Here is a 13,697-nt window from a genome sequence, read left to right on the forward strand (position 1 = left end):
CCATGACCGATCCCCACACATTTTATACACCACCCGCCACGGACAACACCCAGGGAAAATCCCGATTAAAAAAAGAGCTGGGGCTCATGGGTATGATCATTGTCCTGGTGGGAATATTGACCTTTGCAGAGACCCGTATTACGGACATAGGGGAGCACTTTCCCATTTCCAATGCAGTGCTTGTGTTTATTCTCATCAACACCAATCTATTGCTGCTGCTGTCCCTTATTCTGCTGGTATTCAGAAATCTTGCCAAACTGTATTACGAAAAAAAGAATAAGCTTTTTGGCACCCGTTTCAAAACAAAGCTGGTCCTGGCCTTTGTTACTCTGGCATTGTTACCCACAACGGTGCTTTTCTATTTTTCCATCCATTTTATTTCCCGCAGCCTCACCTTCTGGTTTGATGTCCCGGTGGAACAGACCCTTGACACCTCCTTGACCCTGGGCCGTCAGGTGTATGACTTTATTGAAGATCGAAATTTATTTTTTGCCACCCGGGCCGCCTACCACATTGAGTCCCAGGAACTGCTTTCCCCGGAAAAAAGCAAGGATCTCAACCGCTATATCCAGGTACTGCAGCGGGCTTTCAACCTCCATGGCGTAGAAATATATGCCCCGGATGCCAAACGTCTTGCCCTTTCCCTTACCCATGAGCTGGGGCAGCATTATTTTGGCATACTCACCAGTAATGAGCTTTTAAATTTTCATGGAAATCAAACCGGCAGGTCCATTGTTCAAAATATCAATGCCGGAGAAATTGTCAGAACCATCAGTCGCATACCTGTTAACGGCCCACCGGAAAAAACCTTGGGATTTCTGGTAACCACCACTGTGCTGCCCCGGGATATTTCCCAGAGTCTTGTATCCATTTCCCAGGGCACAGACAGTTATCGCCAATTAAAAATGCTCAAAAAACCCATCCAATGGTCCAACTATATGGCCCTTTCCATTGTGGCGCTCCTGGCGGTTTTCTGTGCTGTGTGGTTTGGATTTTATCTTGCCAGATCCATTACCATTCCGCTCATGAAATTTGCAGAAGGGACAAAAAGAGTCACCCGGGGGGATTTGAATTATCAGATTGATTTCACCTCGGATGATGAGATCGGCATTCTTATCAATTCTTTTAATTCCATGACAAGGGAGCTTGCCATGGGTAACGAGAAGCTTGCCCTGTCTGAAAAAAAAATGCGGCAACAGAACCTGGAAATCGAAAAAAGCCGTCAATATATGGAGGTGGTATTAAAAAATATCTCTGCCGGAGTGATCTCTGTGGATGCTTCCGGCACCATTACCACCATCAACAAAGCTGCCGAAGCCATGCTGGGAATTTCTTCTGATCAAATTCTTGGAAAAAATTTCAGGGAGACCCTTGAAAAAGATCATCTTAAACTGGCAGAAAAGATCAGCCATGAAATTCCCCGGTCATTGAACAGCATGGCATTTCCTCTGTCCATCACCATCAATGGAAGCCCGAAACATTTTGCCGCCCATTTCAATGCGCTGCAAAACGAACAACAGGAAAACATGGGGGCCGTCATGGTGTTTGACGACATCACAGAGCTTGAAAAGGCTCAGCGCATGGCTGCATGGCGGGAGGTGGCCCGGCGCATTGCCCACGAAGTTAAAAACCCCTTGACCCCCATAAAATTATCGGCCCAGCGATTAAAAAGAAAATATTCAAAACAGATCAATGAAACAATTTTTGATCAGTGCACTGAAATGATTGTGCAGCATGTGGATCTCATCCGCAACCTTGTCAATGAATTTGCAACCTTTGCCAAATTCCCCGACACCCTGATGAAACCCTGCGATCTGGAAGCATTAATTATAGAAACAGTGGCCCTGTACCGTGAAGGGCTGGAACATGTCTCCTTTATTGTTTCCATTGCCCCGGATCTGCCTGCCTTAAACCTGGATCGGCAGCAGATGAAGCAGGCTTTTATTAATCTCATAGACAATGCAGTGTCCGCCATTCATAAAAGTGGCAGCATCACCATTGATGTTTCCCTGGATACCATTTTAAAACGGGTGAGAATTGAGGTATCTGATACAGGTAAGGGAATTTCAGACCAGGAAAAAACCCGACTGTTTGAACCCTACTTTTCAACAAAAAAATCAGGGATGGGCCTGGGACTTGCCATTGTGAACTCCATTATCTCCGACCACGACGGAATGATCCGGGTAAAGGACAATGCCCCTTTGGGTGCCACTTTTATTATCGAGCTTCCAGTTAACGTATAACTGCCATGGTCAGACCTTATTCTGACCTCGGTCTGCCCACAACAAAGTTTGAAATACGCCTTATATTTTCGGAGTATTTCATATAAAACCCACATGGCTGTAAGTACCAGCCACAACAAATAATGAAAAAATAGTTGCTGTGAGCACCCAGCACCCACTTTTTCATATAAAAAACCTTTACAATCATAGGTGACACCATGTTTCCTGCAGTATTAATCGTTGATGACAACAAATCCATCATCGACTCCCTGGAAGGCATTCTTTCCGATGACGGTTTTGAAGTTTTCCATGCATATAACGGATATGAAGCATTAAAAAAAATCCATACAGAATCACCGGATATTGTACTTCTGGATATCTGGATGCCCGGCATGGACGGTATTGAAACCCTTAAGGAAATTAAAAAAGAGTACCCCCATCTTCCTGTGATCATGATCACAGGTCATGGCAGTATTGAATCGGCAGTGGATGCCACCAAATCCGGAGCCTTTGACTTCCTTGAAAAACCTCTGTCCATTGACCGGGTCATCGTAACCATCAATAATGCCTTAAATTTCAGACGTCTGGAAGAAGAAAACCGCTATTTAAGAAAAAAAAGCATTGAAAAACATTCAGTCAATGGATTCAGTGCTGCCATTCAATCTTTGAACCGGCAAATCATGCACGCAGCCCCCTCGGAGGCCTCCGTTCTCATCACAGGAGAAAACGGCACAGGCAAAGAGCTGGTGGCAAGAACCCTGCACCACTTCAGCGGCCGCCCCGAAGGGCCGTTTATCATCATCAACTGCGCGGCCATTCCGGAAAACAACATCAACAGCGAGCTGTTTGGCCATGACAAAGGAGCATTCCCCGAAGCCGTGGCCAAAAACAAAGGCAAATTTGAACTGGCCTCCGGCGGCACTCTTTTTCTGGATGAAATCGGAGATATGAATCTTGCCACCCAGGCCATGATGTTACGTGCCATTGAGAGTAAAACCTTCCAGAGAGTGGGGGGAGGCAGAACCATACATGCCGATGTGAGAATCATTGCCGCATCCAACAAAAACCTGGCCACTGAAATCAAAAAAGGAAATTTCAGGGAAGAACTTTTTTACCGGCTCAATGTGATCCCTGTCCATGTACCGCCCCTGCGGGAAAGAAAAGAAGATATCCCCACCCTGACCCAAATTTTTCTTTCAGCATGCGCCAAGGATGCCCGAAATTCAGCAAAATCCATCCATAAAGATGCCATGGCCCTTTTGCACAATTACGACTGGCCGGGCAATGTGAGAGAATTAAAAAATCTCATGGAACGGCTCCACATCATGGTACCCGGTGACACCATTTTCGCCAACGACATCCCCCACCCCTACCATGTTGGGGAAAACACACAGCCTTGCCCCGGGTTGTTTGCCATTGAGAACCTCAAAGAGGCAACACAGCAATTTGAGATTGCCTTTTTAAAAAATAAAATCTCCCTTGAAAGCGGAGACATCCAGGCAGCAGCCGAAAAACTGGGTATTGATCCAGGCTACGTGGAAGATACCATTGAAAAATCCACCCCTAAAAAACAGGACATAAAATGAGAATTATCGCTGGACAGTACAAGGGCAGACGACTTGAATCGGTGTCTGTCAACGGTATAAGGCCCACATCTGACCGGGTCAGAGAAGCCGTCTTCAACATTATTTCAAACCGGCTATCCGGTGCCGCCGTTCTGGATATTTTTGCCGGAACCGGTGCATTGGGGCTTGAGGCGTTGAGTCGGGGGGCAGATCGGGCAACCTTTGTGGATGCTTCAAAACAGGCCTGTGAACTTATTCAAAAAAATGCCCTCCGCTGTGGTATCCAGGAGCATTGTGACATCATCTGCCATGATATTTCCCAAACGTTGCCACCGGAACAACTCAAAAATAATAAATTTTCACTCATATTCATGGACCCGCCATATGCCAGCCCCCTTTTTAAAGAGACCTTAAGCAGTGGTATCCTCACCGACCTGTTGACAACAGACGGCATGGTTATAGCAGAACATTCCACTAAAGAATCTCTTCCCCATCCAATAACAGGGCTTGACATTCATGACCAAAGGAAATATGGAAAAACCCTGATTTCGTTTTTAAGGCCTGCCCCCGGGCAGGTTAAGGATTAAAACAAAGTCATCAACAATCATGGGTTCTGGATTTTCATTTGCATACGTCATGTACTTTTTAAATTTTCCCGCTTACGTGATGTGACGGGCAATCCCAAAGAACCTGCGCCAAAATCAATCACACAGGTCAGTTTTAATTCCAGCCAACTTGATGTCACATCCATGGGCTGTTGACACTGGCCCCCAACACAGGAACCCTGTCCCATGAATCAAACTGAAAAAACAGCCATTTATCCAGGCTCCTTTGACCCCCTGACCAACGGCCACCTGGATATCATACAAAGGGCACTGCGTCTTTTTGACAATGTGATTGTGGCCATATTGCACAACCCCAATAAAAAAGCATTGTTTTCCGTGGAAGAACGCATGGCAATGATCCGGGAGAGTCTTCCCAATCAAAAAGGACTCAAGGTGGATGCCTTTGACGGCCTGCTTGTGGATTATGCCAAACAAAAGGAGGCTGTTGCCGTCATCCGGGGAATGAGGGCCATATCAGACTTTGAAAATGAATTTCAAATGGCATTGATGAACCGACGACTGAACCGGGATGTTCAGACAATTTTTCTCATGACAGGGCTCAGATGGATCTTCACAAGCTCTTCCATCATCAAGGAGGTGGCAACATTTGGGGGTGACATTACTGGGATGGTTCCCGGACCGGTAAAGCAACAAATGACAAAAAAATTCACTCCAGCGGAGAGCTGAAACCATGGATTTATGGCAGCTGAAAGTGTTTGTCAATGTAATCAAGGAAAAAAGTTTTTCCAGGGCCGGAGAAACCATATTTCTTTCCCAGCCCACGGTCAGCAGCCACATAAAAGACCTGGAAAACCATTTTGGATGCAGACTCATTGATCGACTGGGACGGGAAGCTGTACCCACCAAAGCAGGAGAACTGCTCTATGAACATGCCATGAAAATGCTACAGCTCCAGGAAAAAACAGAAACAGCACTTTCCCACTTTTTAGGCCATGCCAGGGGCCGCCTCACCATCGGGGGAAGCACCATACCTGCAGGGTACATTATCCCCAGAATTATCGGCCCGTTTAACCGCCGGCACCCTGACATTTCCTTATCGGTAATGACCCGGAACAGTGCCAGAATAATAGAAAAAGTGCTTAAAGGAGATGTGGAAGTGGGGGTTGTGGGGGCAAAGTCAACATCCCCGCAGATTCAGCAGGAAAAAATATTAAAGGATGAGATGAAACTCATTGTGCCTGCCGGCCATGCCTGGTCAGGTCTTAAAGAAATCAACCGGAAACAACTGACCACAGTGCCGTTTCTGGCAAGGACCCAGGGCTCAGGCACCTGGGATGCCGTCACCCGCAGCATGAAAAAAGCAGACATGCACCCGGACCGGTTAAATGTCATTGCCACCCTTGGCAGCACAGCCGCTGTGATCCAGGCCATACTGAATCATGCCGGGGTATCCATCCTCTCCCCCATTGCCGTGGCTGATGAAATTCAACATAAACGATTGTTTGCCCTGGAAATAGAAGGATTGAATCTTACCCGGCACTTTTTTGTAACAACCCACAGTAAACGTACCTGTTCCCCCCTGGCCCTTCTTTTTATTAAATTCATCAAGGCCTGTTACAAAACACCCGAAATATGAGGGTTAACAACCACGCCGGGGCACTCCTCTTTTAGCCCGGAAATATCTGCTTTAAAATGAGACCAGAAAGGAAACTGCCGACACTGAAGGGGACGCACCGGATAGACAGTGCACCTTGAAAGGGAATCTAAAAAAACACACTGCCACTCTCCTTGCCGCACTTTTTCCCGGACGGAAAAACGGTTATGGCGTTTAACAAAATACGTTTCAAGCCCGTCAATGATGTTGATGCCGCAGAATTCACAAATGGCCGCCATTTCCCGGGAAGTTACCCAGACATTGCCGGAAGCCCCGCGGCAGCATCGGCTCTGGCAATTATTACAAGCATCTGGGTTAAACCCAAAATCAAAGCCGTCCCGGCGTAATATTTTTCGTTCCATCACTTAAAATAAATATCCAATGACCACAAACCCCACCACCAGAAGAATGCTAAAGGCCGTGGCAAGCAAGTTAAAATACCGTTCAATGAACTGCTGGATACCCGGTCCAAAAAAAGCAATCAAGCCCCCCACCAGAAAAAATCGCAAACTCCTTGACACGGCAGAGGAGATGAAAAAAATCGGGAAACTGACCCCAAAGGCACCCGCAGAAATGGTGAACACCTTATATGGAAGGGGTGTAAATCCGGCAATCCCCACGGCCCATGCATCCCATTGCTGATACAGGGATGCAATGTAGTCCGCCTTGTCCGCCACCCCATAAAATTCAATAATAGCGTTGCCTGCAACCGCCATGAACTGCCAGCCAATGAGGTACCCGACACACCCCCCAAAAAGGGAGCCTGCACTGCAGATAAAAGCAAACCGCCACGCCTTTTGAGGAGCCCCCACGGCAAGGGCAATGAGAAGAACGTCCGGGGGAATGGGAAAAAAGGAAGATTCACAAAAAGAAAGAAGAAAAAGAGCCCATGCACCGCCGGGGCGCTGGGCCCACCCCAATACCCAATCATACATTTTTTTTAACATAATTACGCCTTCCACCCATGCTGGCCAATGAGTTTAACAAATCGACATCCCCCCAGGTTATCAATGGAGACAACGCCTTGCCTGTCCTTTCTGGCCAGTAAAAGCTCCTGACTCATCAGCCCCCCCACAGGCATGATCAATCTGCCCCCCGGGGCCAGCTGATCCAATAAGGGCCGGGGAATAATCCGTCCCCCTGCAGTGACAATAATGGCATCAAAGGGACTTTCATCTTTCCAGCCCAGGGTGCCGTCACCACAACGGGTGACAATATTATGATAATGCAATTGATCAAACAACTTACGCGTCCGCATGAAAAGGGTATTGTTTCGTTCAATGGTATAAACACGAAAAACAATGTGTGCCAGCACTGCGGCCTGGAAGCCCGATCCTGTCCCAATCTCAAGCACCCGCTCTCCCCCCTTTAATGCCAGGGCCTGGGTCATCTCGGACACCATGTAGGGCTGGGAAATGGTCTGTCCTTCCCCAATGGGCAGGGGAAAATCTTCATAGGCACTGTCAGCCAGGGCCTCACTAACAAACAGATGCCTTGGTACGCTGGACATGGCCTGGATGACAGCGGCATCCGTGACTCCTCTGGCCACAATCTGTTTGTCCACCATATTTTGTCTTAAAAACTCAAATTTTCTATGGTCCATGTTCATGATATCTTAACTTTTCTACCCTTTATGAAGGGGCCACCGGGCATGAAATTTCAAATGGCCCGGAACCCATGGATAACGGGGTGACGGCCTTGATTTTATGGACCGATATCTCTGCATAAAAACGCCCTTTAAACAATGCAGATACCCTTTACCAAAACCGAATAAAAATCAAAACCATGGATGGAGTATTGATTTTTAATCCAGTAACCGTTATAAATTTCAAACCATGAATAAAATTCAACAAATCACCCTGGCAGTTATAATTTCATCCACCATTTTTGCCATCGGCATCATCGGATACATGGGCATTGAGAAATGGAGCTTCATTGATGCCGCATACATGACCGCCATCACCCTCAGCACCGTGGGCTTTTCCGAAGTAAACGGCATCAGCACAGCAGGTCGGGTTTTCACCATTTTTTTAATTTTTGCAGGGGTGGGCTATTTTTTATACCTTGCCGGTGTGATCATGCAATTTGTGGTTGAAGGAGAAATAAAATCCATCCTTGGGAGAAAAATATTGGATACCAGTATCAGTAAACTTAAAAACCATTATATCGTATGCGGCTATGGCCGCATTGGAAGAATTTTGTGCGATCAACTCAAAGACCAGGCACCCAACCTGGTGGTGCTGGAAAAAAATGACGCATTAAATCCCTTAATGGACAAAGACAGAGTGCTTTACCTCAATGGAGATGCATCGGAAGAGTCCCTTCTTATCAAAGCCGGCATTCACAAGGCAAAACACCTCATTGCAGCCCTGGCAACGGATATGGACAATGTATTTCTGGTCCTCACCGCACGGCAGCTAAACCCCGGCATTAACATCATGGCCCGGGCCGGCAGTAATAATGTTAAAAGCAAACTACTGGCAGCCGGTGCCAACCGGGTGGAATCTCCCTATGATATCGGTGCAGTGTCCATGGGATTAAAGCTGCTACGCCCCAGTGTCAGCAGTTTTCTGGACATTGCCCTGTCCCGGAAAAAGAAAGCCATCCAAATTGAGGAAACGCTGGTTTCCGAAAATGCCCCCCTGGCCAATATCATGCTCAAGGATTCCGGTATTCGACAAAATTTTGATTTGATTATCATTGCCATTCGAAAAAAAGACGGCGAAATGATATTTAATCCATCATTTGATACAAGAATGGAATCAGGAGACACCGTCATCGTCATGGGGCAGCATGAAAATCTCACACGATTTGAGGCTGCCCTGAATCCAAAATAAATCACCATGGTTCCAGGGCATATGCCTGAGTCATATTTTATAAATGGTTCGTTGGTCTGTTATGATGATGTCCAGATTGTGTTTCCTTGACTCCATGGGAACATGTTCCACAATCTGCTCTTCAAAGGCAATGGCAATCTTCCGGGTGGTCTCCGGCAATTTTGCAATCACTCGATTGTAAAATCCTTCCCCAAATCCGATCCTTCCTCCCTTTTCATCAAAGGCAAGCCCTGGAATAATTGCAATATCTATCTCTTCCAAAGAAATTTTTTTACAACAATCAGGGTTGGGCTCCATGCGATCGAATGAGCTTTTTCTTAAATCCGCATCCAAATCATTAATGCGAAACAATGAAATGGCGTGCTTGGATTCGGAAAAAGAGGGCAAAACAATGCCCTTTCTTGCAGCAAGGCTGATGCGAAGAATTTTATCCGTTGGCATTTCGCTTGCCCGTTTCACATAAAGAAGTGCCAGCTCAGCTTCCAGAAAATTGGCAAATTCCAACAATTTTTCTTCAATGATTTCCTGTTTTTTTGCCATCTCTTCTGAAGAGAAGGCTGCCAGTCGTTCTGATATCCCAGTTAAAATACTTTTCTTGCTATCTTTGGTCTCTTGCATATATAAAACACTCCCCGCTCAAAACAGTTTCCTGGAATATTATACAGCCCGAAACAATTGTCAATATTCAATAATGATTGACGGATTTCCACGGCCATGATATTTTTTTTCGAATTGATTCAATTAACTGATAATAATTAAGTTTTTACCGACCACACACAGGGATTGAAATGCTGGAAATAAAATATGTTAGGGAAAATATAGACCAGATAAAACAAACACTGGGTAAAAGGGGAAACGCCCTTGATTTTGATGCTTTTACCCACGCAGAAAAAAAACGAAGAGAGCTTCTCCAGGAAATTGAAACCTTAAGACACCAGCGCAATGTGGTATCAGATGACATTGCCACCATGAAAAAATCGGGCCAGAATGCCGATGCCAGTATTAAAGAGATGCGAACGGTGTCAGAAACCATAAAATCACTGGATCAGAACCTGTCAGATGTGGAGCAAAAGATCCACCGGTTCATGATATCCATGCCCAACCTTCCCCACCCCGATGTCCCCCAGGGACTCACTGAGGACGATAACCGATTGGAAAGACAGGTGGGAACCCCAAAGGAATTTAATTTTCCCATCCAGGCCCACTGGGATATTGGAGAATCCCTTGGCATTCTGGATTTCCCCCGGGCTGCAAAAATAACCGGTGCCCGTTTTCCCCTGTACCTTGGCAGCGGTGCCCGCTTGGAGCGTGCCCTGATCAACTTCATGCTCGACATTCACATCAATGAGCATGGATACACCGAAGCCCTGCCGCCTTTCATTGTCAACAGAAAAAGCCTCACAGGAACCGGCCAGCTGCCCAAGTTTGAAGAAGATCTTTTTAAGCTGGAAAATTCCGATTATTTCATGATTCCCACCTCAGAAGTCCCCCTGACCAATATTTACAGTGAAGAGATCCTTACCGAAGATAAGCTGCCCATTAAATTCACGGCCTACACCCCCTGTTTCAGATCCGAAGCCGGTTCCCACGGCAGGGACACCCGGGGACTGATCCGGCAGCACCAGTTCAACAAAGTAGAAATGGTGAAATACACCACCCCGGAAACCAGTTATGCGGAACTGGAAAGCCTTCTTAACAATGCAGAAACCATCTTAAAACGGCTGGAACTTCCCTACCAGGTGGTGACCCTGTGCACTGGAGATTTAGGCTTTTCAGCGGCAAAAACCTATGACATTGAAGTGTGGATGCCGGGGCAGAACACCTACAGAGAGATCTCCTCCTGCAGCAATTGTGTGGATTTCCAGGCCCGACGGGCCAATATTAAATTTCGACGGACCGGTGTGAAAAAACCGGAACTTGTTCACACACTGAATGGATCAGGCCTTGCCGTGGGACGGTGCGTTGCCGCCATTCTTGAAAATTACCAACAACCAGACGGCTCGGTTAAAATCCCCGAGGCCCTGATACCCTACATGGGAGGCAAAAAGGCTATCACCAATGAAACCCGATAATTTCCCCAAAAACATTCAACCCCATCTTATACCGGAACCCAAAGGCGAACTTTATTACCAGTGCTTAGGCTGTTCCGGGCAGTTTTCCATGGAAAAACTGCTTTATGTCTGCCCCCGGTGCGGCCAGGTTTTGCTCATTGAAAACAAAAATTTTGACGATTTAAAAAATCTCTCCGGCAGTACATGGCAGCAGATTTTTGATTATCGACGCATGCTCAATATTCCGGCCCTGAAGGGGATATACCGGTTCCATGAATTCATTGGTCCCACGCTTCCCCTTGACGACATTCTCTATCTTGGTGAAGGGCATACCCCCATGGTGGCGGCCAATGCCCCGTTGCAGGAAAAGGCAGGCGTTGCATTTTATTATAAAAATGACGGCCAGAACCCCAGTGCATCCTTTAAGGACCGGGGCATGGCAAGTGCTTTGTCCTACATAAACCATCTTATTAATAAAGATCTGGTCTCTGATGTCATTGCCGTGTGCGCCTCCACCGGCGATACCTCGGCCGCTGCGGCCCTTTATGCCGCCTATCTGCAGCCCCACATTAAATCTGCGGTGCTGCTGCCCCATAAAAAGGTCACCCCCCAGCAATTGTCCCAGCCCTTGGGAAGCGGTGCCAGGGTTTTTGAAATCCCCGGGGTTTTTGATGACTGCATGAAAATCGTTGAAAAATTGTCAGAAGAGTACCCTGTGGCCCTTTTGAACTCCAAAAATGCCTGGCGCATTCTGGGACAGGAATCCTACTCCTATGAAATTGCCCAGGACTTTGACTATGACATGAAAAACAAGGTGGTGGTGGTTCCCATTGGCAATGCCGGGAATATTTCTGCGGTGATGAACGGATTCATGAAATTTCATGCCGTTGGTATCATTGATGAACTGCCTAAAATCATCGGGGTTCAATCAAAACATGCCGATCCGGTGTATCGCTACTACCTGGAACCGGAGGCAGATAAAAGGGTGTTTACGCCTGTCACCGTTCAACCCAGTGTGGCCCAGGCCGCCATGATCGGTAACCCCGTATCCATGCCCCGGGTGATGCAGCTTGTGGAAAAATACAATGCCGCAGCCGGTGAAAAACGGGTTTTTGTCACCCAGGTCACAGAACAGGAGATCATGGATTGGGGCCTTGAGGCCAATCGCAATGGCCACATTGCCTGCACCCAGGGGGGGGAATGCCTGGCAGGCCTTGCGCGTGCTGTAGAACAGGGCATTGTCCACCAAGATGAAACTGCCATTGTGGATGCCACGGCCCATGCCATGAAATTCTCCGGATTCCAGGATCTTTATTACACCCGGAGTATTCCTGAAGAGTATGGTATTACCTCAAAGCCGGAACTTATCAACGCCCCCCGGCTGGTGCTACCCAGGGACCCGGAAAAAGTCCCGGCCCAGGGAGCGCCGTTAAGTGATGATGAATTTAAAACCTTTGCCGGCGATATTGCCCAACGCATTGCATCGGAACTCAATCTCTAAAATCAGAATCGCAAGGTGATCATGAAACGGTCAGGACGGCTGCTTGTCATATTGTTTTTCACAGGCATGATATTGTGTCCTGATCGTTGTCGACCAGACACGCGAATTCTGAAAACCGCTTATAAAACCTACACAGTTGGCACCTGGAAGGGCATGAATTTTTTGTGTGAGCCCTACCAGGTTCAAAAAAACGACTGGATTTATAAAATTTTCAAAAAAAAGGGGAATCTTTCAAAAATGGATCTTCCCCTTTTTATGACCATTTTTAAACACCTTAATCCCCACATTTCCAACCCCAATGATATCAGTCCGGGGCAACAAATTTCCATTCCCCTGAAAAAATTAGCCCCCAATGACATGGCATCCCGTTCAAAACGAAATTTTGTTGTTCCCATTCTTCAGATGAGTGAACTTTCAAAAAAAATTAATATCAACAAATTCCCCCTGCCCCCCCAGGTAAAAACCCCACACCCCACACAAAGCCCGCCAGAGCCCATTCTCCCTGCCATGCAAAGTCATCTGAATACTCCCACCCGAAACATGAAAAAAATAGAACAATATGCGGCCATGATCCAGGGGAAATTAATAAACAAAGGCACTTACTATTTACCCGGCCCCCGCCAGAAAGATATACCGCTGAATTTAAACACAACCCCCATCATTCAACTGAAAAACAATTCCAAAATTGTTTTACTACCCCATGACTTCCCCCAGGCGGATTTCCTCAAATCACTTAAGGGCATTTGGCCAAACATCACGTTTATGGACATGGACGCAGTGGGAAAAAAAGTAGCAGATCCCCCCATTGTTTCCACCATCCCCAAGGATAGACCTTCGGCCCTGGCAATGTTTGCCCAAAAATCAAAATTTGACCTCATACCCTATGAAACAACTTTACCGTTGGCAGATGGCATTAATATTACTGTTAAGGCCCACCGGATACCCAGAGATCACCAGCCGGATCTATTGATCGTTTTGGGAAGCATTTATGGTAAGGCGTTGACCCTTCTAAAAAACCAGGGATTTCGCATCCTCTCCATTTTGCCAGGCGATCGTATGGAGGCAATGGGTAAAAAGCTGTTTGACGCATTGGGCGTTTCCACCGTGGTAAATCCTGTTTTTATGAACAGAACCAGCCGCAGATCCATACCCATTCCAGGACTTTTTGTGGGTGATGGTAAAAATTTATTTATAACTTCCCAAAAGTTAAATCTTGCCATACAACACTTTCTTGCAAAAAATCGTATAATTATGTTACAAGTTCATGAAAACTAAACCCAAACCAATAGACACCGAATTAT

The 13,697-nt window shown here is 46.6% G+C and carries 13 protein-coding genes; 9 read left to right on the top strand and 4 right to left on the bottom strand.

Features of this window, described 5'->3' with window-relative positions; genetic code table 11:
- Positions 1 to 2 precede the first annotated feature (2 nt).
- The 5 genes from B9A32_RS04285 to B9A32_RS04305 all read left to right on the top strand — a co-directional run bounded on the left by B9A32_RS04285 (position 3) and on the right by B9A32_RS04305 (position 5,989).
- Positions 3 to 2,243: a sensor histidine kinase gene (locus B9A32_RS04285; RefSeq protein ID WP_084067145.1), complete on the top strand. Its 2,241-nt coding sequence runs from the start codon at positions 3 to 5 to the stop codon at positions 2,241 to 2,243.
- Positions 2,244 to 2,440: 197 nt separating this feature from the next.
- Positions 2,441 to 3,808 carry a sigma-54-dependent transcriptional regulator gene (locus B9A32_RS04290; protein ID WP_084067146.1) on the top strand — a complete coding sequence of 456 codons (1,368 nt, stop codon included), beginning with the start codon at positions 2,441 to 2,443 and terminating at the stop codon, positions 3,806 to 3,808.
- Positions 3,805 to 4,374, top strand: a complete 570-nt coding sequence (rsmD, locus tag B9A32_RS04295) for a 16S rRNA (guanine(966)-N(2))-methyltransferase RsmD (RefSeq protein WP_084067147.1) — start codon at positions 3,805 to 3,807, stop codon at positions 4,372 to 4,374. Before B9A32_RS04290 ends, rsmD begins: the two co-directional genes overlap by 4 nt.
- Before the next feature lie 204 nt (positions 4,375 to 4,578).
- The gene (coaD, locus tag B9A32_RS04300; RefSeq protein WP_084067148.1) at positions 4,579 to 5,079 is read left to right on the top strand and encodes a pantetheine-phosphate adenylyltransferase; all 501 of its coding nucleotides are present in this window, start codon (positions 4,579 to 4,581) and stop codon (positions 5,077 to 5,079) included.
- A 4-nt stretch (positions 5,080 to 5,083) separates the two neighbouring features.
- Complete coding sequence (locus B9A32_RS04305) at positions 5,084 to 5,989, top strand: selenium metabolism-associated LysR family transcriptional regulator (RefSeq protein WP_084067149.1); 906 nt, start codon at positions 5,084 to 5,086, stop codon at positions 5,987 to 5,989.
- Here B9A32_RS04305 and B9A32_RS04310 read toward each other — a convergent pair.
- From B9A32_RS04310 to B9A32_RS04320, 3 genes are read right to left on the bottom strand one after another with little or no spacing between them, the layout of a single operon-like run.
- Positions 5,968 to 6,369 (bottom strand): YkgJ family cysteine cluster protein, encoded by a 402-nt coding sequence (locus B9A32_RS04310; RefSeq protein WP_139795703.1) that lies wholly within the window; start codon positions 6,367 to 6,369, stop codon positions 5,968 to 5,970. The two genes, B9A32_RS04305 and B9A32_RS04310, sit on opposite strands and share 22 nt — an antisense overlap.
- A 3-nt stretch (positions 6,370 to 6,372) precedes the next feature.
- Entirely contained in the window at positions 6,373 to 6,954 is a 582-nt protein-coding gene (locus B9A32_RS04315; protein ID WP_084067151.1) for a YqaA family protein, read from the bottom strand.
- Between the two features lie 2 nt (positions 6,955 to 6,956).
- Positions 6,957 to 7,616: a protein-L-isoaspartate(D-aspartate) O-methyltransferase gene (locus B9A32_RS04320; protein ID WP_084067152.1), complete on the bottom strand. Its 660-nt coding sequence runs from the start codon at positions 7,614 to 7,616 to the stop codon at positions 6,957 to 6,959.
- Between the two features lie 226 nt (positions 7,617 to 7,842).
- Here B9A32_RS04320 and B9A32_RS04325 point away from each other — a divergent pair, with 226 nt between their 5' ends.
- Complete coding sequence (locus B9A32_RS04325) at positions 7,843 to 8,844, top strand: potassium channel family protein (protein ID WP_084067153.1); 1,002 nt, start codon at positions 7,843 to 7,845, stop codon at positions 8,842 to 8,844.
- A gap of 30 nt (positions 8,845 to 8,874) precedes the next feature.
- On the opposite strand, the gene B9A32_RS04330 is transcribed toward B9A32_RS04325, so the two are convergent.
- Complete coding sequence (locus B9A32_RS04330) at positions 8,875 to 9,462, bottom strand: 5-formyltetrahydrofolate cyclo-ligase (RefSeq protein WP_084067154.1); 588 nt, start codon at positions 9,460 to 9,462, stop codon at positions 8,875 to 8,877.
- Positions 9,463 to 9,632: 170 nt separating this feature from the next.
- On the opposite strand from B9A32_RS04330, the gene serS reads away from it, so the two are divergent.
- The 3 genes from serS to B9A32_RS04345 are packed head-to-tail and all read left to right on the top strand — an operon-like array spanning position 9,633 to position 13,671.
- The gene (gene serS / locus B9A32_RS04335; protein WP_084067155.1) at positions 9,633 to 10,916 is read left to right on the top strand and encodes a serine--tRNA ligase; all 1,284 of its coding nucleotides are present in this window, start codon (positions 9,633 to 9,635) and stop codon (positions 10,914 to 10,916) included.
- Positions 10,903 to 12,396 (top strand): threonine synthase, encoded by a 1,494-nt coding sequence (gene thrC, locus B9A32_RS04340; protein ID WP_084067156.1) that lies wholly within the window; start codon positions 10,903 to 10,905, stop codon positions 12,394 to 12,396. Before serS ends, thrC begins: the two co-directional genes overlap by 14 nt.
- Before the next feature lie 21 nt (positions 12,397 to 12,417).
- Positions 12,418 to 13,671, top strand: coding sequence for a LysM peptidoglycan-binding domain-containing protein (locus B9A32_RS04345; protein WP_084067157.1), 1,254 nt, complete (start codon positions 12,418 to 12,420; stop codon positions 13,669 to 13,671).
- Positions 13,672 to 13,697: the final 26 nt, after the last annotated feature.

The sequence above is a fragment of the Desulfocicer vacuolatum DSM 3385 genome (assembly GCF_900176365.1).
GTDB lineage: Bacteria > Desulfobacterota > Desulfobacteria > Desulfobacterales > Desulfobacteraceae > Desulfocicer > Desulfocicer vacuolatum.

Excerpts from the sequence above, each read along its gene's own strand:
- B9A32_RS04285 (WP_084067145.1), top strand. The coding sequence starts at position 3 with ATGACCGATCCCCACACATTTTATACACCACCCGCCACGGACAACACC.
- B9A32_RS04290 (WP_084067146.1), top strand. The coding sequence starts at position 2,441 with ATGTTTCCTGCAGTATTAATCGTTGATGACAACAAATCCATCATCGAC.
- rsmD (WP_084067147.1), top strand. The coding sequence starts at position 3,805 with ATGAGAATTATCGCTGGACAGTACAAGGGCAGACGACTTGAATCGGTG.
- coaD (WP_084067148.1), top strand. The coding sequence starts at position 4,579 with ATGAATCAAACTGAAAAAACAGCCATTTATCCAGGCTCCTTTGACCCC.
- B9A32_RS04305 (WP_084067149.1), top strand. The coding sequence starts at position 5,084 with ATGGATTTATGGCAGCTGAAAGTGTTTGTCAATGTAATCAAGGAAAAA.
- B9A32_RS04310 (WP_139795703.1), bottom strand. The coding sequence starts at position 6,369 with ATGGAACGAAAAATATTACGCCGGGACGGCTTTGATTTTGGGTTTAAC.
- B9A32_RS04315 (WP_084067151.1), bottom strand. The coding sequence starts at position 6,954 with ATGTTAAAAAAAATGTATGATTGGGTATTGGGGTGGGCCCAGCGCCCC.
- B9A32_RS04320 (WP_084067152.1), bottom strand. The coding sequence starts at position 7,616 with ATGAACATGGACCATAGAAAATTTGAGTTTTTAAGACAAAATATGGTG.
- B9A32_RS04325 (WP_084067153.1), top strand. The coding sequence starts at position 7,843 with ATGAATAAAATTCAACAAATCACCCTGGCAGTTATAATTTCATCCACC.
- B9A32_RS04330 (WP_084067154.1), bottom strand. The coding sequence starts at position 9,462 with ATGCAAGAGACCAAAGATAGCAAGAAAAGTATTTTAACTGGGATATCA.
- serS (WP_084067155.1), top strand. The coding sequence starts at position 9,633 with ATGCTGGAAATAAAATATGTTAGGGAAAATATAGACCAGATAAAACAA.
- thrC (WP_084067156.1), top strand. The coding sequence starts at position 10,903 with ATGAAACCCGATAATTTCCCCAAAAACATTCAACCCCATCTTATACCG.
- B9A32_RS04345 (WP_084067157.1), top strand. The coding sequence starts at position 12,418 with ATGAAACGGTCAGGACGGCTGCTTGTCATATTGTTTTTCACAGGCATG.